Source organism: Vibrio sp. 10N.286.48.B8 (assembly GCF_003050085.1).
In the GTDB taxonomy this organism is placed as follows: Bacteria; Pseudomonadota; Gammaproteobacteria; order Enterobacterales; family Vibrionaceae; genus Vibrio; species Vibrio crassostreae.
On the sequence record NZ_PIGD01000001.1, the window covers coordinates 31109 to 53987 of the forward strand.

Genomic DNA, 22879 nt, shown 5'->3' on the forward strand with positions numbered 1-22879 from the left:
GAAATGTAATGAAGATAATGAGAAAGACGTTGCTGGCTTCAGCAATGATTACTCTATTTAGCGTCAACAGTTATGCTAAAACACCTATTGATTTAGGTGTTGTTAATGAAGATAAGCTAATTGAAATGCTAGTAAGACAAGGCTTAGTTGATGAAAACGCTAGCGATCAAGAAAAACACAGCGCCCTTGATCGTTACCTAAAAAGTAAAATCAATTCGGGTTTTAAAGGTGATGCGCAATTTGGCAAAAAAGCCATGGAGCTGAGAGCAAAGATTCTAAAAGCCATCGAAAAAGAGTCCGGCGTCAAAAAAGCGAGTGTTTTCGCACTGGAAGTGGGTACCAAGCGCACGGACAAAGTGCTCGCGCTGCTTGTCGACTTCCCTGATCTAAACTGGGACGATAACAAGCTCACTAAAGAGCACACGCAAATGCTCTACGAGAGCTACAACCCAGAACACTACCAAGAGTTACTGTTTTCTGATTCAGGCTATACCGGACCAAATGGTGAAAACTTAATCTCGATGCGCCAGTATTATCAAAGTGAGTCAGGCGACAGTTACAGTGTGGCGGGTCAAGCCGCAGGTTGGTATCGAGCTTCTAAGCCAGCAGCTTTCTACGGTGGTAACTCCCCGACAACGGATAACGACCTAAATGCTCAAGAGCTCGTTCGCGAAGCCCTCAACCAGTTAGCTCAAGACCCTAGCATCAACCTCGCTGATTACGATATCGAAGATCGTTACGATTACGATGGTGACGGAGACTTCCGTGAGCCAGACGGCGTAATTGATCACCTAATGGTGTTCCATGCCTCTGTAGGTGAAGAAGCCGGTGGCGGTGTGTTAGGTCCTAATGCAATTTGGTCTCACCGATTCAACCTTGGGCGCACACATGTGCTAGAAGGCTCCTCTAGCTCGCTTCCAGACCGCTTTAATGGCCAGTACGCGGCGTTTGATTACACGATTCAACCGATTGACGCAGCAGCCGGTGTTTGTGCTCACGAATATGGCCATGATTTAGGCCTTCCAGATGAGTACGACACACAATACACGGGTAAAGGTGAACCTGTTTCTTATTGGTCTATCATGTCTTCAGGCAGCTGGGCTGGTCAAATTGGCGGTACTCAACCAACCGCATTCAGTTCTTGGGCAAAACACTTCCTACAGAAGTCTATTGGTGGTCGTTGGATTAATGATGACCAAATCTCAATTGATGACCTGGAAGACAATCCACAAATTTACACCCTGTTCCAAACGACAGATAACTCTCGTCCGAACATGATTAAGGTCGACCTTCCAGAGAAACAAATCGAAGGTTTGAAACCGTTCGAGGGTGAGTACTCATTCCACTCTCAAAAAGGCGACGACCTGAAAAATAGCATGACCCGTAAGCTGGAAATCCCGGCGGGCGATTCTGCAATGCTTACCTTCAAAACTTGGTACCAAATCGAGAAAGACTATGATTTTGCTCGTGTCCTTGTGAACGGACAAGCCATCGCAGGCAACATCACTTCTATGGATGACCCCTACAATACCGGCCTAGTTCCTGCGGTTGGTGGAGAGTCTGACGGCTGGATTGATGCTGAATTTGATGTTTCTCAATGGGCAGGACAAGAAGTCGAGCTTTCGTTCGAGTACATCACCGATGGCGGCTTAGCCATGGAAGGTTTCTACTTAGACAACCTGAGCCTTGTCGTTGACGGCGGCACGGTTGCGGTAGATGACGGCGAAGATAACTCTAGCTTTGCGCTTAATGGCTTCAAATTGAGCAATGGTTTCCATCAAGCTCAACACTACTACCTACTGCAATGGCGCAGTCATATGGACGTGGATGAAGGCTTAGCGAATATCAAGCGCATGGGCCAGCTCATGTCGTTCGATCCAGGTCTGATCATTTGGTATGTCGATGAGTCGCTCACTGATAACTGGGTAGGCAAGCATCCAGGAGAAGGCTGGTTAGGTGTGGTCGATGCAGACCAAAATGCCATGATTTGGCAAAACTCAGGAAAAGTCGCTCAAACACGTTACCAAGTCCGTGATGCCGCGTTTTCACTGAAAGACCATACTCCTATGCGTCTTGTGAACAGTGACAACGATGTGCTTCAGGACACAAGCCTAGTGGGTACAGCAAGCTTCTCTGATGATCAAGATTACACATCACCACAAGCTCCTGATTCGGGTCGTATTTTGACTAAGTTTGGCTTGGTGGTAGACATTGTTAACCAAAGCGATGTCAACGAATACGGTGTGGTACGTCTGTCGAAAGTAAGCCAACACAACATCGCGCCAACAGCGAACTTCGAACTCAATACAGATGGGTTGAACGTCTCAGCTCGCAACTTCAGTTCGGATCAAGATGGCGAAATCATCAGCTACCTATGGGACTTCGGCAACGGCGTAACAAGCAGTGAAATAGCGCCAACGTGGACTTACGAGCAAGCCGGTGATTACACGGTGATCTTGACTGTTGTCGACGACAAAGGTACCACAGGTTCGTTCAGCTCTGTAGTGAGTGTTGAATCTCCAAACGCCCTACCGGAAGCAAGTGCGAAGTACATCCACTTGGGACGCTGGGTAACCATGTGGTCAACAAGCTCAGACAGTGACGGTCGTATTGTTGATACTGAGTGGACGCTTCCAAATGGAAAAGTAAAACGAGGTCGCACATTCACTTCTATCTTCCCTTCATACGGGAAACACGAGGTGACCTTGAAGATAATTGATGACCAAGGCGGGATCACGACTAAGACCATTATGGTCGACCTATAAGTCGCTTCCAGCTCAAATCATTGAAATAAGTACGTAGACAATAACGTGCGTACTGATAAACCAACTTAAGTACTGCTGTCTTTGGCATGAGTCAGGACAGTAGTTTTAAGAAAACGTTATTATTTAAGCCGTAAGCAAAAGCCCTACCGTCATCGGTAGGGCTTTTTATTGGTCTGTGCTTCGGAAAAGCTAGCCTAACGCTCTGTTCAAATGAAGAGGTCTATCTCACCCAAACAGGTGACAACTACTCACACCGGCTGCTTTTGAATGCGAGATTTACGTGCGCTAAATGCAAACAATAAAATAACGGCTAGCACAAATGGCAATACGTAGATATTGAGGTTTTGCCAGCCCGCAGTCGACTCTAACCAACCAGAAAGCAACGCCGTTACTGTCACACAGCCAAAGACAACAAACTCATTAAACGCTTGAGCCTTCGCTTTGTTCTGCGGTTGATAAGATTGACTGAACAAACCGGTTGCCGCGATGAACATAAAGTTCCAGCCTACCCCGAGTAAAACCAAAGCCGCTCTGAAATGCCAGATTGATTCGCCATGAATGTTGATAGCAATACAAACAACGAACAACACCCCACCCGCCAAAATCATCATTCGTGAACCAAACTTCTCAATAAGTGAGCCAGTAAAGAATGCCGGGACAAACATACCCAATACGTGCCACTCAATCACACCGGCGGCTTTAGTAAAGTCGAATCCACAACCGATCATCGCCAATGGTGTTGCCGTCATTAGGATATTCATCACGGCATAAGCGACCATTGCAGCAAACACAGCACCAATAAAGTTAGGCGCTTTCACTATCACACTAAGAGGATCGGATTTAGGAGCCTGACTATTAAAAGAGGCTGTTGGAAATTGAATGGTTTGTAAGATGAGTAACGCAAGAATGTTCAATCCAATCAAAGAAGCAAAAGCGCCAATATACAAGCCATCTTGCGACCATTGCTGCGACATAATCGCCAAGTTTGGCCCTAATACCGCAGCTAAAACGCCACCAGCCATCGATATAGAAATTGCGCGATGTCGTGCATTTTCATCACACACTTCGATAGCAGCGAAACGATAAAGCGTACCAAAACCAATACCTATCCCGAGCAAAAATGTGGCGAAGCAAAACAAGTAGAAATGCTGCTGAGATAAAGCGTAGGTAGCAAGGCTTGCCCCTGTAATGCCAACGACATTACCAATGCTAAACCCTCTCTTTCGTCCTAGCTTACCTGAAATTAAAGACGCAGGAATCGTGGCAGCCATTAAGCCTAAAAACTGAAGCGCAACGGGCAAAGTAATCATGCTGACACTGGGTGCAATCTGCTTGCCTATCAAGCCAATCACCGAAATCAGTAAGATGTTCCCCGTCATCAATAAGGCCTGACACAGTGAGAGCAGCCAAACATTTCTATTCATCTTAGTTCCTAAATATGAGCACAGTTGGTCAATAGACCAAATAATCAACAAAGTCGCAACACTTTGTTACTCAAAACAACTCCAGCAAACAACCGAAAGCTCTGCTTCGAACAATATTCAATCCAGCGTACTTTGATCTTCGAAGCTTTACACTCTAGAGTTGAAGTTATCATTATTTGAGATAATAATAATTTTTTGTTATTTATTAGGGCGTGTTGATCTTTCGAGCTGATTTTTGCAGCGAGTTGCTGGGTATTTATACAAGGCAGAGGCTTTGATGTGTAGCTAGCCTACATGATAAGCCGATAACGCAGTAGAAATGACCAGCAAACGCTGCCCGGAGGGTTCGAGCTGGGCGCCCCCGCAAAAAGCGTTTTACTCTTTGTTGAGGGAGATTTGCTTAGAATGACTAGGCTGCTTCTCCCTCGCCGCGATTAAAACGCTTTTATCTCGAACAAAATTTAACCACGAAAGTTCAACACGCCCTAGCGCTGTTTTACAAACTTCGGCATTAAGAGGCGAGTATGATCAATCCGCTTTGGCTCAACACATTCAAGACTCTGGTTGAAGTTGGCCATTTCACGCAAACGGCTGAAAAGTTATACATGACTCAACCAGGTGTCAGCCAACACATCAAAAAGCTTGAGCAAGCATGTGATTGTGACCTGCTTTCTCGAGAAAATAAGAGCTTCGAGCTAACCGAGCAAGGTCGGATTATGTATCGCTATGCGCTCAAGCTAGAGAAAGACCAAGAAGATCTTTTCGAGTCTCTGAGTTTTGATAATCCTTATGCAGGACAATGTCATTTGTCTTGCTCTGGCTCACTCTCTTTACGTCTATATCCCAAGCTTCTTGAACTTCAGCAGCAACACCAAGATCTCAGCATCAACCTGGAAGCGGCTCCAAACAAAAAGATATTGAATGACCTACTCCAAGGCACTACCGATATCGGCATTGTTAGGCATTCTCCTAACGACAGCTACTACCAAAGCCAAGTCATTGGCAAAGAAGCACTATGTCTTATTGTCCACCATAGCCACGCCGACCTAGAAATAACACCGCAAACGCTGCATGAGATTGGACTTATCGCTCACCCAGATTCAGCGCACTACCTCTCTTTGTACTTCGACCTATGCGGTGATAAATACTTAGCGAATATTAACGTCAATGAAATTCCAAAATCTGGCTACATCAACCAGCTTCATCAGATATTGCTACCAGTATCAAAAGGATTAGGTTTTACGGTATTACCGGCTGGCGCAGTTGAACACTTCCCAGAGAGAGACAAATTGCACGTTGTGCCGCCAAAAGTAGAGGTTGAGGAGACGCTGTATTTGGTTCAAAAACGAAACCGGAAACTGCCGCACCGATACAATACAGTTATTGATTTGATCAAACAAAATGTGAGTGGCTAACGCGTTGATTCGCTGACTAAATTAAAGCCTTTAACCCCTCAGGTTAAAGGCTTTAAAGGTTATATGATAGTGATTACCACAAGCGACTTATCCCAAGTTGCTTATTCCAAGGATCTGAGAACTTCGCTGGCTCGCTCGAAATCATAGCTAACTAATGCACTTTGAATATCTTTAAGCACAGCAGCATGTGGATACTGCACGAGTAACTCAGCCACGTATTGCGTAGCATCGTTATCATAAGCTTCGAGCAGTGAGAGTAGCTTAACCTTGTGATCTTCTGTGAGCACGGATTCCATCACACTCACTTCATTCACGCATTCAGCTTGTGGCTTTACAATCTGGCTATCCGTTGCTGCAATGAGCTCAGCTAACCTCTCTTCACCTTCTCTGAGGTCTTGCTCATCACACAAACTGTTATGCGCTTTACCTTCTAACTCTCCCATTAAATCAGCTAACTGGAATCCACCAATCGACGCTGCCATGCTTTTCAAGGTATGCAGGTTTCTTTCAAGCGTAATCCAATCGTTTTGTACCAAATTATCAAACGCATCAACCATCATGCTTGGCGCAGTGCTATGGAACTTCCCAATCAATTTGTTTTGAAGTTCCGAATCATGAAGAGTGAGTTGTTCGAACCGCTGTTGAGAAAATACACTGATAGCATCATTGCTCTTGGGTTTACTTGTTAGGCTTTCAAGTGGCTCTGTCTGCCTATCTAACGGAGCTGCCTTTCCTTCTACCATCACCTCCGGCACTATATATTTGACGATCAAAGAAGTCGCTTTATCGATGATAATAGGCTTGTCTAAGAAATCCGTTACACCTGCGTCCCTTGCCTTTTGCTTAGCATCAGCAAACACATTGGCAGACACCGCTATAATAGGGACTTTCGTATCAAACTTACGGATCTGACGCGTCGCTTCAAAGCCATCCATAACGGGCATTTGAAGGTCCATTAAAATCATTTCATAGTCATTATTTTTGGCTAGCGCGACGGCTTTTTCTCCGTTCTCAGCCAAGTCAACATTCAAATTCGTACGCTTGAAAAATGCCAACGCTAAGTCTTGATTTAACTCATTATCTTCAACCAGCAATATCTTTTGCCCCTTAAACTCGATGTGATAATCCAGCTTGAGCTCCTGAGATTTAAAGTGTGCCAGTTCTTCAGCATCCGACCTAGGCAGAGTAAGAACGAAAGAAAACTCACTACCCTCTCCCAATACGCTCGTAACTGAAATCTCACTGCCCATGGCTTGTACGAGCTTTTGACTGATATTCAGCCCCAAGCCAGTACCTCCAAACTTTCTCGTGGTAGTACTGTCTGCCTGGCTAAATGCTTGAAAGAGCTTGTGCCTATTTTCTTCTGAAATCCCAATCCCTGTATCAGAAACAACTACCTTCATACTCACGCTTCGATCATTGGATTCGAGATGAGTAACATTCAAAGTCACGTTCCCATGCGATGTAAATTTGATGGCGTTCCCAATCAGGTTCAGAATGACTTGGAATAGTCTTAACGGGTCGCCAATCAACGGGGTATCTAACTCTGGGTCTATCGACATAGACAACTTAAGTTGCTTCTCATCCGCTTTCGATTCCATCAGCTCAATCACATCATTAAAGGTCGTCACGGGATCAAACGGGATGTTATCAATAACAAGTTGCCCAGCTTCTATCTTTGAAAAATCAAGGATGTCATTGATGATACCGAGTAACGAATGGCCAGAACGGTGCACTTTCTCAATATAATTTCGAGCGACAGGATTAGATATTTCGCCAATTGCCAAATAAGACAAACCAATTATTGCGTTCATTGGTGTTCTAATTTCATGGCTCATGTTAGCCAGGAACTCAGATTTCGCTTGGCTCGCTAGATCCGCTCTCTCCTTTTCCTCTGCCAACTGCTCGTTGAGGTATTTCATTTCCGAAATATCGAATGCCCAAAACAGTGTGGCGATATCCCCATCAAGCTCAAACAAGTAATAACTCGCGAGAGCCACAAAGCGAGTGCCATCTGATTTTCTCAGCACTAACTCTCGGTTTTCTACCTTACCATTGAGCTTAAGCTCCTTGTGTACCTCTTCACGTACCGCTAACGAGTCATGAATTGCAGCTACATCAAACGCATCAAGCTTTTTACCTTCTACGACGAACAGGCGCTTTGCGGTGTCATTGGCATAACGAACCTGCTCCTCAAATACCACCGCAGCGGCAATCGGAGAACTATTGAGCATATTGTAGAGTTGATTCTGCGCCTTTTTGAGGGCTTCAGTCGCTTCATTAGCAATACTGATCTGCTTCGCTAATTTTCGATTCCAGAAAATAATAAGTAGGAGGATCACTAGCGAGAAAACCGAAATGGTGTAAACCAACTGGTAGTCAACTCTTTCTATCGCTTTTGGCGCTGCCCACTTTGCTGAGATCTTCTGATGTTCTTCTGCGGAAATACTCTCAATCGCTTTATTCACAATGGAATAAAGCAAAGGTTCTGATTTGATGACATGTAAAGTTGGCGAGAGGAAAAAATCGAGTCTTCCGATAATTCCGATCTCCCGGTGACCAAATGAGTCAATGAGATAATTGAGGACGTCGACAGTATCGATCATGCCATCTAAGGTATTATAGTCCAGTCGGTTGAGTCCATCTTCTGTGGATTCTACCAGCACCCATTCAACGTTCGGGTATTGTTCGATAACCGCATCTGTATTTGCTGCATTCTTCAAGATACCGATTTTCCAACCCTCAGCTTCTTCAAGTACCAAGCTGCTGATATCTCGTCTCGATGCGATCGCTAAGCGGCTTGAAAACAAGCTTTTGACTGCTTTGACATTGTCTCCTAACGAACGGTTTTCTTGAGCCGCGGAGACCAGTTCTACTTCATGGTGATCAACCAAGCTACGGGTCTCTGACCAATTTGCAACGTCTACATGGTTAATATTTAAACCTGTTTTCTGCTCAATCAGTGTTAGATAGTCATCAATCATCCCGATGTATTCACCGGAATTGGATACCGCCTCATAAGGCAACGAATTGGGATCGATACCTATCCGAACATTCGGATTATCTTTGATCCACTTTCTCTCTTTTGGGCTGAGATTTAAGATTTCTCCAATCAAACTATTCGCTTGATAAACATCCGCTATATAGCGTTTCGCCGCATCTCCGAATGAACTGAATTTTTCGACCGAGGGAAAATAAACATGGTTCCGCTCTAACGACTTAACATCAAAATAGAAAGTCATCGAACCAGAGTTGGTGTTTCCTCCTTTGGTTCGATAATTTGCCACCTTGGTGACAGACGAAAAATGAGAGGTGTTTTTCTTCTCTCCATATTCATCAACTAGGTTGCCGATATACCAAGATTTAATCGGGCGATTGTTATTATCCGCTTGTGCGGTGATCACCTGAAATGAACTGTATGTATCAAAAATTTCAAAAACTTCCGTTAACTCTTCAAAGCGGTCATTGACAATAAAATACGCGGATACTTGCGCAATAATATTCGCTTTTTTAAGCACTTGACTTAAATCATTCTGAACCTGCACATCGATAATTTGGCTTAAACCATCATCGGCCTGTTTAAGGTTTTTAATCGCGGCATTGAAGCTGTCTCTAATTTCCTCACTCTTAAAGTCCACATAGATCGGATACTCAACTTTATACTCGTCATGTAACATTAACTCTGACATTTCGATAAAACGAGTATTGGTGATAAACCACTCTAGTACTCTTCGTTCAACCATTAGCAAGTCGACATTTTGAGCCCTCAACTGCGAGAATGCTGATTCAAGATCTTCGTAATCTTCGACACGATCAATGTCTAACTTACCCTTCAGAACTTCAACAGAGTTTTTAATTGGGGATGTTTCGTCGAACAATAACGCCCCTAATGATAGGTCTTTTTGGGATTGAAGTTGGAGTTTGCGTCGCACGAGAGACACAGGAACAAACTCAACATTAAGAACGTTATCACTTAAAAAGTGCGCATTAGGATCATCAAACTGAACACCAGATACAAAGGCAATAGAATTATTGTTATCGATAGCCTTTCTAGCGGCACTAGGAGGAAGGGTGACAACGTCACCTAACTTATACCCCATATCATTAAGAGCACGCTGAAGAATGTCGTGTTCTAGCCCGACCGCTGTGCTGTCTGGGTACATATACGGAGGGTTACCAAAGCCAAATACGCCTTTCAGTGGCACTCGATAAGAGGAGCTATCTAGCCACTTTGATAGAATCTGGTTCTTATTATCAATGTCGAAGGTTTCAATTTGTTTGTTGATTAGCGTCAGTAGCTCTGGTTCGTCAGTTCGAATCACCATTGACGCTTCTAACTTTTTCCAATGTTCCAAAACATAATTGACCGCTAGATCATGAACGCCAATCTTTTTCGCAAGATCCATGGTGGTAATTGGTTCACCGACTATGCCTTGAACATCGCCATCCCCTAACGCACGTACTGCATCAATAACGTTGTCGAACTCCACTCGTTCAATAGCGCTCAATTGAACACCTGCTCTTTGTAAGTCGATATTTTCATTAACCATCGCGATGCGGCGCTTGTTATTTTGCTCTAGGTTTCCATCGAGTTTATTGTCGATAGGTACTATTACAGCAACCTGATAAGGAACATAGGGGTCACTTGCAAGAAAACGCCCTCCTTCACTTGGGTCAAACTGTTGAAATGGGAATACATCACCTCGCCCATCGACTAACGCCGCTTTGGCCTCGACGCGCGAGTTAACTGTGATAAACCGAACATGGACACCAAAACGCTGTTCAAGATCCAATGTCCAATCTTTGATGATCCCAGAAACCAGCCCATCGTCATCGATGAATGAGTATGGGTAATGGTCGGAAAGTGCAATAAAGGTGATGGTCGGTTGGTTTTCCAACCACTGATTTAACTTTGCATCAGTCACTTCAGCCGCGTTTACACTGCGAATGACCAGTGACCACACCACTATGCCAATGACAAGAGGTACTGCAAAACGATTTAGCGACAGCATCCAGCGATCACTCATCTTTGAACTTCTCTTTAATTGCTAGAATCTCAGGTAACTTGAGGAAAAAAAGATCGACGATAGTTGGGTCAAAGTGTTTACCCTTTTGCTCTTCAAACAAGGCCAGCGCTTCATCAACGCTCCAAGCCTTTTTATAAGGCCTTTCTGCTGTCAAAGCATCAAATACATCCGCAACCGCAGCAATGCGCCCGACCAGAGGAATCTCTTCGCCCGCTATTTGATTTGGGTAGCCGCTGCCATCCCATTTTTCGTGGTGATATTGCGCGACTTGAATGGCCATTCGCATCAACTTAGAGTCACTCTGCCTGCCGAGTATCTCTACGCCGTATTCGACGTGTTTTTGCATGGTGGCCCACTCGTCCGGGTCTAATTTACCCGGCTTAAGTAACACACTGTCAGGGATACCTATCTTGCCAATATCATGCATGGGTGCAGCATCACGCAAGGTTTCCGCGTCTTCGTCTGTCATGCCCAAGGCTTTGGCTAATATTTCGCAATAATGGCTCATGCGCATAACGTGCATGCCCGTTTCATTGTCTTTGAATTCAGCCGCCCTACCCAAGATATTCAGCGTCTCTAGCTTACCTAGATTGATCTCTTGGGTTTTCTCTTTTACCTGACTAAACAACGCGCGTTGTTGGTCATAAAGAGAAATATGGGTTTTTACACGCTGAAGTGCGATTTCTGGGGTAATGGGTTTCGTTAAATAATCAACAGCACCTAAAGACAACCCTTTCACTTCAGCTTCAGGATCCATTTTGGCGGTCACAAATATAATCGGTATATGCGCGGTATTGGGTTGAGCTTTCAGTTGACGGCATACCTCGTAACCATCTATATCAGGCATCATGATATCAAGGAGAATTAAGTCAGGCTGTGGCACCATCTTCGCTATTTTGATACCGATAGTACCGTTGATCGCGACCTTTACTTGGTAAGTATCTTTGAGAATTGCAGTTAGCACATCCAAGTTACTTGGGGTGTCATCTACGACTAACACTATAGGTTTACGACTCATTGACACCTCGTATAAAAATCAAACAGTTATAATCATAGTGTAGATGGGTTTTCGCACCACTCAACATGAAAATGACAAATGATTGTTAAAAATGAAGAGTAGATCTTCGAGTGACGTCAAACTAACGATTTGAGTCTAGTTTGATGTCAAAAATTCGGCAGAAATTAATGTCTAACACAAGAGAAAATATGCTCTCTTGGACATATGAGCCAAACGAAAAGAGCTCCTCATAGGGGAGCTCTTTTATTGAACAGTTAGAAAACAAACAGCTTTGATTATTCAGTAGCCTAACGACCTGAGTAATACATACAGATTCGAACGCCATCGAACTCGCGAATCTCAAATGGGATCTCGTAGATAGACTCCATCACTGACTTTTCAACCACTTCAGAGACCTTACCCGACTTAACCACTTGGCCTTTTTTCATCGCGACGATGTTATCTGAGTAGCATGAAGCAAAGTTGATGTCGTGAATTACAATAACGACCGCTTTGTTAAACTCATGCGCTAAACGACGCAGCGTCTGCATGATTTCGACAGAGTGCTTAATATCTAGGTTGTTCAGTGGCTCATCTAAGAACACATAGTCCGTATCTTGCGCCACAACCATTGCGATGAACGCCATTTGACGCTGACCGCCACTCAACTCATCAAGGTATTTGTTTTGAATATCAGTAATGCCAAGGTGCTCGAGCGCAGTGTCGACGATCTTATGGTCTTCGTCTTTCAAGCGACCTTGTGAATGTGGGAAACGGCCAAAACAAACCAATTCGCGAATCGTAAATCGCATGTTGATGTTGTTCGACTGCCTTAACACAGCAAGGTGTTTTGCCAGCTCTTTGGTATCCCATTCAGCCAGTAGCTTGTCGCCAATAATGACTTCACCGGCATCACTTTCGGTTAAGCGACTCGCCATAGAAAGCAGTGTACTTTTACCCGCACCATTTGGGCCAATGATAGAAGTCACTTCTCCTTTCGGGAACATGGCACTGGCATCATCCACCACAAGTGTCTTGCCATACTTCTTACTCAAACCTGTTAATTTAATCACTACTTACTACCTTTACTGAATTCTGGTGCGTAACAACAAGAACATAAAATACAAACCGCCGACCAAGTTAATGACCACGCTCACAGTGGTTTCAAACGCCATTACTTTTTCGATAAACCATTGGCCTGAAACCAATAGAACGACCGCTAACAAACTGCTCGCAATGATAAGCACGCGATGTTGATAAGATTTGAATATCTGACGAGCTAAGCTCACGGTGATTAATCCAAAGAACAGCACAGGGCCAACCAAAGCCGTCGATACCGCGACCATCACTGACACAATCACCAAGGTAATTTGAGTCAGTCGCTTGGTGTTCACGCCCAAGCTTGTTGCGTTATCGACACCAAGCCAAAGCACATCAAGCTTAGGCGCTAACAACCACAGGCCAAGCAAGCTCAAACCCAATGGAATAAGGCTGAGGTAAACCAGTTCACCTTTCACGTTGTTGAAGCTCGCGAACATCACATTTTGCAGCACGGCAAACTCGTTCGGATCAATCAACATCGCCAAGAAGTTAGACAAGCTCGAGAACACGCTGCCACACACGATGCCTATCAGAAGCAGTGTGAATACGTTGTTTCGCTTGCTCTTAAAGTAGAAATGGAACAGAGCAAACGAGAACAAGATCATCACAGTCACAGACATCGAAAAGTTTGCGATTGAATCAACCACCCAGAAGCTAGCACTGCCAAACACAAACAAAAGAACCGTTTGAACCAGCAAATACAAGCTGTCAAAGCCCAAGATGGAAGGGGTTAGAATTCGATTATTCGTGATGGTTTGGAAAACCAATGACGATGCAGAAATCGCCACCGCCGCCAACACAATCGACAGTAGTTTAGGTAATCGCAGAGACAAGAAAAACTCGTAGTTATCCCAAGTAAGTCCCTGCCCCACAAATACTGTGGCCATACACAAAGACGCGATAGCCAGAATCGCAATTTTTACTGAATCACGCATTCGACTTGTCTCTCATGATTAGGTAAATAAAAATCAAGCCGCCAAAGATGCTGATGACCATTGAGATTGGAATCTCATAAGGAAAGATAACGATTCGCGCTAACAAGTCACAAGCCAATACCAAGATCACACCCCAGTAGGCTGTCCAAGGCAGAATCTTCTTCATGTTATCACCCATCATCAGCGACACGATATTCGGCACGATAAGGCCAAGGAATGGGATAACACCAACAATCATCACCACCGAAGATGCACAGATCGCGACAAGAGCAACACCAATGAAAACGATCTTTTGATAATTGAGGCCGATGTTTTTTGCGAAGCTTTCACCAATACTTGCCGCACTGAACTGACTCGCAAAGTAATAAGCCAACACACATGCAGGAATCGCGAGGTAAAGAATTTCATAGCTGCCTTGCAATACACTCGCAAAGTTCGCCATCGTCCATGCCGACATGGTTTGTACTAAATCGTATTTGTAAGCAATAAAGGTTGTTAGAGATGAGACAACGTTGCCATACATGATGCCAATTAAAGGCACCAACACCGCATTCTTAAACTTGAGGTGTTGTAAGAAGCGAACCAATAACATGGTGCCTAACACCGCAAACGCAAAGATAAAGCCTAAGTAGCTCCATTGAGCGGCATTACCCAGCACCAGAATACCGACGATGTAACCCAACATGGCGCAATCAATCGTGCCCATCGTAGAAGGAGCAGCGAACTTGTTCTGAACAATCTGCTGCATGATAAGGCCAGAAACACTTAAACCCGCCCCAGCTAGCACGATCGCGAACAGTCGAGGTATCCGACTAACAACATAAATGGAATTGGCATGTTGGTTACCATTGAAGAAGTCACTAAAACTGATTTCAGCGACCCCAATCATCAACGACGTAACGCATAACACAACAAGAAATACAGCAGCGGCAATGGGTTTCAACATAGAAATAATACTAAAGGTAGGGCTCTTTGAGTCCGTATGAAAAGTGAAAAAGGGCTTATAAGAACGTTCTTATAAGCCCGAAAATCTGATGATTGGTGACTATTGAATCGTGCGTTCAATATCACCCAACATTCTGTGAATCGCTGTCACGCCACCACCCGCCAAATACCAAGCACTTGAATCAAGGTAAACGATGTTGCCTTGCTGCGCTGCAGGTGTCGCCGCAACTAATGGGTTATCAAACAGCTGTTGTGCGCGACCTTCTGACTTACCAATCGCTTTTTCACGGTCGAGAACATAAAGTACTTCAGGTTTTGCATCGGCAATGTATTCGAACGAGATTAAGTTACCGTGTGTACCTTTAATTGGAACCACTGTCGCACTCTTTGATTCAACGTATCCGAAGTCATCAAAGATGATTGAGAAGCGACTACCTTTGTTGAACATCGCAATGTTATTGCCGTTGTTCATCAGCATCATCGCAGTGGTTTCGCCAGACGTTACTTTATCGTTTACCGCTGCAATCGAATCTTGAGTCTCTGTGATGATCGCTTCAACTTCATTTTGTTTATCAAACAGTTGACCTAGTGCACGCCAGTTTTCTTGAGCGTCAGCCCAGTACTTATCGCCCTCAATAGAGAACATGATCGTCGGAGCAATTTGTGCCAACTTGTCGTAGACCTTTAGCATGCGGTTTTCAGCAATGATAACGTCAGGCTTCAACATGTAGATAGCTTCAAAATCAGGTTCGCTCAACGAGCCAGTGTTTGCTGTCGTTGCTTTGTAAGACTCTAGGTAATCAGGCATAAGGCTATGAGGTGCGCCGACTGGCTTGACACCAATTTTATCTAGCACATCCAAGCTACCAAAACCAAGAACCACGACTCGTTGCGGCACTTCATCAAACTGCGCTGCGCCCTTCACGTGTTCAATAGTCACGGTTTCCGCTTGAGCGGTCATCATGAATGATGATGCAAGAACGATGGCAAGCCCGCTCAATAACTGGCGAACTGAATTGATTGTTTTCTTCATGTTTCTTCCTTTGCCATTGAGACAAACCACCACTCATGACAATGAAAGTCAGATGACTCATAGGTGAGCATGGGGCCTACACAACGGCTAAATAACGATAATTTAAAGTCTGTCATTGCTTCGACGACAAACCTGTAACGCAAGTGAGAATTATTATCAATTATATTTGCGTTAAATTAGCGACACAACAACTTTATTATTCAGAAACGTAAAAGTGAGTATTCATGTTTTGCGTAGTCAAGAGAAGTATTAGGAATCAGAAATAACAAAAAGACGCGAAGAGGAAAATGAGCATTAATCTGGAGAGGAAAATTGATGGCAAAAAGTGACCAACTGTTCTGTAATCATAACGCTTAACCCAAAAGCTACGACTTACAGTTTACAATGTAAAGCCTAAACATAACAAAGGCTTATGTTAAGATTAATCAAGCTAGCAATGAAAAGAACTAATTACAAAGAAGACGAAGCGGCGCAAAGCCAAAAATCTGTCAGATATCATAGTAAATATCCTAACCGTCGCTCATTTAACCTTCAGTAAGCGATGATAAGTCACTCAAAAATATTTTTTAATTTAATTGAAAATAGGGTTGTAATTTTAAAAACTAGGCGTATAGTTCGCCACCTGGCTCTAATCTATAGAGCTGTTAATGCTAAAGTAAGTCCAAGTTCCACATAGACAGTTCTCGATTCCCTCGTTACACCATCTCTGCGTCAGCTTTCACCTAGATAGTCATTCAATAGCTTCTCAATTAGATCCCACTACCGTTCTATTCGTCATTTGCTTTCTTTTTAGCGAATTCAAGATAGAGCGACTACTTAAATACAAATGTAATAAATACAAGGCACAGTTATGTCACGCAGAACAACACGACAAACCCATTGGTACCAACTATCACGCGAAAAAACAGTCAATAAACTAAAAGGTAATAAATGCTCAAGATTAAAATAGACTTACACAAAGAAGAGATTTCATGGGTCACCGAGATTCGACAGCTCAATAGCGATATACTCCACCGCCACATATTGCCCAAGCTACAACATCACAGTTATCTCATCGACTTTGAATTTAATGAACGAGAAAGCATCGGAACTATCGTTTCAGGCAACGGAAACACCCTAGGACATTTCACACTCCTATAGCATTTCCCAAAGGCGACAAAAAGAAACATCGCCTAGCTCCAAAGATATAAAAGATGTCACCCTCAATTCGCTCTAGCAGAACAAAATAGAGTAGAAGTAAAACAGATCAGAAACCTAGCCCTTTTTGCATTTCACACGCGGCTAACGCTAGCTAGGTTATCGTGCTTCTATTGAAACCAACTTATATCGAACTCTGAATCACCAATGAGTCATTATCAGTGCATTCATGGACTAATAAGTTAACGGTATCGACCTTAACTTCTGATCAAGAGTATATAAGTGTTCTGCAGCTTGCATGTGTTGAGGGTAATCACTGAATTTCTCACGATTCTCTTCATTCATCTTACATGTCTCATCCACCAGCATTAACTTCCAATACAGCTTTGTTGTATGCAGCATCGCCAGTAAAGGTTTGAATACCTCTTTCTCATAAGCTTGAATCAACTCTTCAATCAACTCGTCACGTTCGTCTTCACTTGCGATTGAACCCTCGGTTGCCGACAACACTTTTTGATACTTCAGGTTTTGTTGCAGCTTATCCATAACCGTTTGGTTTTCTTCCGCTAACTCAACAAGTTTCGACTTAATGATATTTATCCAGTTCGCTTGGCTCAGTACTGTGTCATCAACGTTGGTAAAGTCTTCTCTTATCTGTCGTTCCACATCTTTTTGAGCTTTCTTTAAAACCGCACGCACCTTTTGGAAAGGCAACTGATATTCCTTACTTAGCTCGATAATCAGTTTATGAAAACCACCATTGGGCAGGTGTAAGTTTTCCTTAAACGTCGCCATTGCAGCTTCTTGCTGTTCGGTAAGGTGAGTCATTCTGTTTCCTATTCTTTATCACTTATGGTGCTGAGCCCGGGATCATACCACTATTACCCTCGCTTTTTCGGTAACTTGCTCAGTTACACCTAGGTACGTACTTAATTTCTCTCAACTCGTTATCTTTTGACTAGTTTTCACACTACTTGGCATGAAATGGTAAATCTCATTCGGGGAAAGTTCGTACATTACGCGCTCAGGGTATATCGCCAGACAGGAGTCGTTACTTACATATGAAAGATAACAGCCAGAAGTGAGAAAACACATGACCTATTCAGAATTCAAAGAATCCGATTTGCATAAGTGCGTGAGTATTGGTGCAGAAGCAATGTTATCAGTCGCTAAGTTTGCCTTTAGAGCCTCGACCCTTTTATTTCAATTTTTCCGTTGGCTTGTCGTATCGGCCTATTCTTATGTGATGAAGTAATTCTATATTGGAGTCGTTGTTTTCATTACGACTTATCCAAATACCCAAAAGCGCGCCCTATTAGGTCGCGCTTTTTTTGTGCCCAGTTTTATACCTAGCTTTATGCCAAAAACCCGAGGACATTTGATATTGTCAGTGGCGCTAAATGGTAAAACTGATAATCGAATAAAAACCATACTACACCTGTTCCAACAAAACAGACTTCTAACTTATACAGGTACTAAAATGAAAAAGATTGCACTTAAAATTGTAGGACTAACGGTTTTGGCTTCTGCGCTAACGGGTTGTATCGGCAGTAACGCCGTAACAGGGAAAGTGATGAAATTTAACGTTGAAGTTGTCGATAACCGCTATGCTCGTGCAGGTGTAAACTTCTTATTAGCGCCTGTATACGGTATTACAACCGCAGCCGACTATGTCGTATTCAACTCACTTGAATTCTGGACAGGTAAAAACCCGATCAGCGGTTCACCACACGTATTTGATACAAAAACAGATACTCACTTCAAAGTAAACGATGAGCTAGACCCAAGCCTTAAAGAAGCCCCTGTAGGCCCAATTTCAAACAATCGCACTATTGAAACGGGTGAGATGATTATGATCGACGAGAATACGGTTCAAATGGACATCGTCTATACATCTGGTGAAACGGCTACTCTAACGGGCATCAAAGATGGGTCAAAACGTTAGCTATTACATGGATAGTCAACTTGTATCGCAAACGACTATCGCTGAATTAGAGAAGATTCAAGGCACTGAAGCTTAAGGTTTGTAGCTCACACTGAGTTCAGACTTAAAGAGACTTTGAAGCTCATAAAATAGAAGAAGCCCGGCGATTGCCGGGCTTGTTTGTATGTGCTCTATTATTTGTAAGTGTTCTATTGGGACTGAGACTGTGCAAGTCGAATGCTCACCAAACTCGCCACCATAATAGCCAAATAGAAGCTGCCGATAATGGATTCCATAAACACAAAGAATTGAGCAATAGGCAGGGCCGGTGATATGTCGCCATAGCCAACCGTGGTCAAGGTGATAAAGCTAAAGTACATCGCATTGAACAAGTTGATTAGCCAAATTTGCTCTTCTAACCCATTAAATGCATTAGGGAAGATCTCTAAAATCAACAAGTAGATGGTCGACCAAGCAAACCCTAATAACAAGTAGATACAGATTGACCCGATAATGTGATTGGGCGTCACCGTTTTTGCTTTCATCACCTGTTTTAACGCCGAGTAAATGTGTGAAAACAAAAATACAGCCAACGCCGATAACGTCACTATCGACAGGTTATAGCCTTCCAAAAATGAAAAAACGCCAGACACTAAAGCCGTAATCAATAACAGTCCATACCAAGAGCGATACAAGGCTCGCTCCTTATGAATGCCGACAATTGAACTCGCCAGAGTAATGATGATGAGAAATAGTATTGTTTTTTGGCCTTGCGGATAAAACTGCTGCATCACCGCGCAACCAAAAAACAATACCAACAGTGCATAGAATAAGAAGTAGAAGTTGTCGTCTTTAGAGACTGGCTTCATCTATTTCTCCTCTGTCTCTGCTTTGTTTGTCTCAGCATCTTCTTGGCTTTTCTCTTCAAGCCCAAGCCACGCCATCATCAGCTCATAGCTTAAACTCAGAATCACAGCACCAACAAACAGACCAACGATTCCTGACATCGCCATTCCGCCCAGTGCACCCAATAAAATAACCAGCATTGGAATATGAGAGCCTCGGCTTAGGAGGACAGGCTTCAAGATAGCGTCACTGCCGCTCACCAAAATACACCACACTAAGAACAAGCTCGCCGCCAGTGTCGATTCAACACTAAACATGTAGATGATCGCAGGTAATAGAGCAAGAATCGGTGGAAGTTGGATGATTGCAATTAACAGCACAGCTAGCGCCCAAAACGCAGCAGCAGGAACGCCAGCAATCACTAAACCGATTGCCGACATCATGGATTGAATCACAGCAACACCAATCACACCTTGCACAACACTGCGCACAGTCGATTTAGAGAGCTGTACCAACTCTTCACCTTTGCCGCCCGTCAAACGCGCCACTAAGTGAGTCACACCCGTTTTGCATTTATCGGCATTACTCATAAATGCACCAGCAATGATGGTAGAGATGATGAACTGAATAAAGCCACCACCCAACGAGCCAAGAACAGAAGCAGCTTTCGTCGCGAACTGTTTAAGTTCATCAGCATACTTTATGAAAGTGCCTTCAATATTGTTGGAGGCGGCAACCAAGGTTGAATAAACCTTCTCACCTATGAATGGGATATCTTGTAAGGACGCTTTCGGTTTAGGCAATGACAATGTGCCATCTTGAAGCCCTGTCATCAGGTCAGTAGCGCTGGTGTAGATACCAGAAGAAAGCGCCGCCAAAGGAATAAACAAAAGAATGACACCAATAAAGCTCAGCAATGCACTGGCTTTACCTTTCGACATCCCCGTTTTATTTGAAATTGCGACCGCCACTGGATACAACGCAGTCGCAATGATCGCACCCCATATCACTAAAAGAATGAATGGGCGCAAAATCGAAAAACACCAATACACGAGCATGGCAATCGCTGCGATCTTGATGGCAGCGTCTATCGCCTGTTTTGAAAAATCATCGGTTAACTTCATGAGACGTCCTTGTTAGACAAAATTAAGGCTGATTCTGTAGGAACTTCCAATTCCGTGTTTCTAGGAATAGAGAAGCCAAAATCATATATATGCCAATTAACACTAATTGGAATATGCGTATAAGGGTGTTGCTATCAATGTCGCCTGAGCTCATCAATGTGCTACCAACCAGTACTAACAACGTACTAAATGCAGTGGCGAAAATAGGTGCTTTTTCGGGAACCGTGTAGATCTTGGTTGCCATAAGAATGGCAATAAGTCCTATAAACAAAGAATAGAAGACAATGTTGGGTACAATAGAAAGAATTGAAAAAGCAGCAATCGCCAGCAATCCCCCGATACCGTTACTTATCACAAGAAAAGCGCTCAACTTTATCGACTTCTCTGACGTAATCATCAACGATAGCAACGCAATAAACATCATTGTCAGTAAAGCTTCAGATATTTGAAAAATAAAGAAAAAGCATACTACTGGGTAAGAGATAATCATCGCCCTAAAGGCCGCATACCAGCGCTGTTTCTTTTCGAGTGGCGCAGCAGCGAAACCAGAGAACTCCGATTTAGGCTCAGGAAAAAACACATGCACTAACGCGAAAATCATCACTGAAACCACACCAGAAGTCGCTAAGCCAGATGCTAGCATTACTGAAACGCCAGGGTTATCAATCGCCATGAATGGCAACATCAAAACAGCAATCAAGAGTATGGTCGCGAACAAGTTCCATTTTGGGTCGACAAACAAGTAGTAACCCCAAAGCATCATTAACCCCACTAAAATTAGCAATGGGATTGGGTAATGGGTAATTCCTCGAGACAACAATAAACCTAACCCCATAGTCACCACAACGGCCAAGAGCAATTCGTAGACCGTTTCCTTATGGAGGTTTGTTTTATCAATTAAGAACTTAGCAGTGAACACTGGCGCTACAAACGCAAGTGGCCAGTTTATCCACGCCGCCAAGAAAACAGCCAACGTGACCCCGACGGTATACCGCAGGATCCGTTGCTGTGTTTGTTGGTCAGGAATCGGCTTATCGGACATAAGACAATACGCTAATCAAACGAATCCATACTTTGCCTATCGCGTTGAACACAAAGTTGTCGCCGCTATAAACAATCACATCCGCTTGGCCGCCAACTCGGAGCATGCCTTGCATCTCATCTCGTTCAAATTCGATGGTAATAGGAAGCATCTGTGTTTGACGCAACCAACCCGTTTGTTGGCTAGCCTGAGCAAGCTTACCTGCTTGATCATTTTGCCCCCAATCAACTCCCCAATCGATACTGCTTACTCGCCCTTTTACCACTTTGCCCGGTGCGAAATCCAACGCCACTTCAACTTCATCACCTACCGTTACATTACCTAGGCTATTTTCACGATAATAAGCTTCAATCCAGATATCTTCGGTTGAAACGAAGGTCATGATCGGTTGCCCTGCTGATGCATAAAAACCTTCAGACAAGCTAAAGTTAGAAACCCCACCTTGTGTCGGTGCGGTAATCACGGTGCGTTCTAGGTTCAACTGAGCTTGTTCAAGAGCCAACAACGCGGCTTTCACTTGGCTATTTTCTTGGCCTTCTTTACCCATTTGCTTCTTAGCTCGGTCAAGATCAGCTTCTGCATTCACAACCGCAGCTCGAGACGTTGCTAATGCTGCTCGTGCTTTATCTGCATCTGATTTAGAAACCACACCTTTATCGGCCATCTCTAAAACACGCTTGGCTTGTAGTTTAGTATTTTGTCTTTCAACAATCGCAGAAGTCAGTTTCGCTTGAGCTGAAGCAATGCTCGCGGTTTGAGCACCGACATTTTGCCCAGCGATCTCTAAGTTTTGCTCAGCTTGTTGTACGGCGATGAGGTAATCAGACTCGTCGAGAATCGCAAGCTTATCGCCTTGATTAACAAGTTGGTTAGGTTGAACAAGAATATCGAGTACTTTACCCGACACCTCAGGCTTGATTGGAACGATATAGCCTTTTACACGAGCATTATCGGTAATAGGGATGATGCGGTCTGAAATGACACTGAAGATCAGCATGAACGCCACGAACAACAATAAGTAGTTTGTGACCTTTCTTACTTTGTCTTTTCCGTTTTCTTGCTGGCCAACGTCTTCCTTGGCTTCTTGCGTATTCCCGTCGACTTCTGACATGGGACTCCCTTCTAGATAACTAACATCAACAAAATTAATACTTTAAAAATAAA

The 22879-nt window shown here is 43.7% G+C and carries 15 protein-coding genes and 1 pseudogene; 4 read left to right on the plus strand and 12 right to left on the minus strand.

Annotated elements, in window-relative coordinates:
* Window positions 1–8: 8 nt before the first annotated feature.
* Window positions 9–2765, plus strand: a complete 2757-nt coding sequence (locus CWO08_RS00140) for an immune inhibitor A domain-containing protein (RefSeq protein ID WP_102432282.1) — start codon at window positions 9–11, stop codon at window positions 2763–2765.
* Window positions 2766–3013: 248 nt separating this feature from the next.
* Here CWO08_RS00140 and CWO08_RS00145 read toward each other — a convergent pair whose 3' ends face one another.
* Window positions 3014–4189: an MFS transporter gene (locus tag CWO08_RS00145; RefSeq protein WP_107898456.1), complete on the minus strand. Its 1176-nt coding sequence runs from the start codon at window positions 4187–4189 to the stop codon at window positions 3014–3016.
* Between the two features lie 524 nt (window positions 4190–4713).
* On the opposite strand from CWO08_RS00145, the gene CWO08_RS00155 reads away from it, so the two are divergent.
* Window positions 4714–5604: a LysR family transcriptional regulator gene (locus CWO08_RS00155; protein WP_107898455.1), complete on the plus strand. Its 891-nt coding sequence runs from the start codon at window positions 4714–4716 to the stop codon at window positions 5602–5604.
* A gap of 101 nt (window positions 5605–5705) precedes the next feature.
* Here CWO08_RS00155 and CWO08_RS00160 read toward each other — a convergent pair whose 3' ends face one another.
* The 6 genes from CWO08_RS00160 to CWO08_RS00185 form a co-directional block, all read right to left on the minus strand.
* Window positions 5706–10631 (minus strand): ATP-binding protein, encoded by a 4926-nt coding sequence (locus CWO08_RS00160; RefSeq protein ID WP_108019382.1) that lies wholly within the window; start codon window positions 10629–10631, stop codon window positions 5706–5708.
* Window positions 10624–11649: a two-component system response regulator gene (locus CWO08_RS00165; RefSeq protein WP_108019384.1), complete on the minus strand. Its 1026-nt coding sequence runs from the start codon at window positions 11647–11649 to the stop codon at window positions 10624–10626. Before CWO08_RS00165 ends, CWO08_RS00160 begins: the two co-directional genes overlap by 8 nt.
* A gap of 287 nt (window positions 11650–11936) precedes the next feature.
* Window positions 11937–12701 (minus strand): ABC transporter ATP-binding protein, encoded by a 765-nt coding sequence (locus CWO08_RS00170; RefSeq protein WP_102300158.1) that lies wholly within the window; start codon window positions 12699–12701, stop codon window positions 11937–11939.
* Between the two features lie 12 nt (window positions 12702–12713).
* A complete protein-coding gene (locus tag CWO08_RS00175; protein ID WP_102432287.1) occupies window positions 12714–13664 on the minus strand; it encodes an iron chelate uptake ABC transporter family permease subunit in 951 nt (316 codons plus the stop codon).
* Complete coding sequence (locus tag CWO08_RS00180; protein WP_102432288.1) at window positions 13657–14610, minus strand: ABC transporter permease; 954 nt, start codon at window positions 14608–14610, stop codon at window positions 13657–13659. The genes CWO08_RS00175 and CWO08_RS00180 overlap by 8 nt, the downstream gene beginning before the upstream one ends.
* Window positions 14611–14709: 99 nt before the next feature.
* Window positions 14710–15642: a siderophore ABC transporter substrate-binding protein gene (locus CWO08_RS00185; RefSeq protein WP_102432289.1), complete on the minus strand. Its 933-nt coding sequence runs from the start codon at window positions 15640–15642 to the stop codon at window positions 14710–14712.
* 930 nt (window positions 15643–16572) lie between these two features.
* Between CWO08_RS00185 and CWO08_RS00190 the strand changes: the two genes are divergently transcribed.
* Window positions 16573–16782, plus strand: a complete 210-nt coding sequence (locus CWO08_RS00190; RefSeq protein ID WP_004731601.1) for a hypothetical protein — start codon at window positions 16573–16575, stop codon at window positions 16780–16782.
* 231 nt (window positions 16783–17013) lie between these two features.
* Here CWO08_RS00190 and CWO08_RS00195 read toward each other — a convergent pair whose 3' ends face one another.
* A complete protein-coding gene (locus CWO08_RS00195; protein ID WP_102432290.1) occupies window positions 17014–17607 on the minus strand; it encodes a hypothetical protein in 594 nt (197 codons plus the stop codon).
* Between the two features lie 652 nt (window positions 17608–18259).
* Between CWO08_RS00195 and CWO08_RS00200 the strand changes: the two are divergent.
* A pseudogene (locus CWO08_RS00200) lies at window positions 18260–18800 on the plus strand (DUF3332 family protein).
* A 112-nt stretch (window positions 18801–18912) separates the two neighbouring features.
* Here the strand turns inward: CWO08_RS00200 and CWO08_RS00205 are convergent.
* From CWO08_RS00205 to CWO08_RS00220, 4 genes are read right to left on the minus strand one after another with little or no spacing between them, the layout of a single operon-like run.
* Window positions 18913–19572, minus strand: coding sequence for a potassium channel family protein (locus CWO08_RS00205; protein ID WP_108019386.1), 660 nt, complete (start codon window positions 19570–19572; stop codon window positions 18913–18915).
* Window positions 19573–20673: an AI-2E family transporter gene (locus CWO08_RS00210; RefSeq protein ID WP_108019388.1), complete on the minus strand. Its 1101-nt coding sequence runs from the start codon at window positions 20671–20673 to the stop codon at window positions 19573–19575. It abuts the gene before it with no gap.
* 22 nt (window positions 20674–20695) lie between these two features.
* Complete coding sequence (locus CWO08_RS00215) at window positions 20696–21715, minus strand: DUF2955 domain-containing protein (protein ID WP_108019390.1); 1020 nt, start codon at window positions 21713–21715, stop codon at window positions 20696–20698.
* Complete coding sequence (locus tag CWO08_RS00220; RefSeq protein ID WP_108019392.1) at window positions 21705–22826, minus strand: HlyD family secretion protein; 1122 nt, start codon at window positions 22824–22826, stop codon at window positions 21705–21707. The genes CWO08_RS00215 and CWO08_RS00220 overlap by 11 nt, the downstream gene beginning before the upstream one ends.
* Window positions 22827–22879 lie beyond the last annotated feature (53 nt).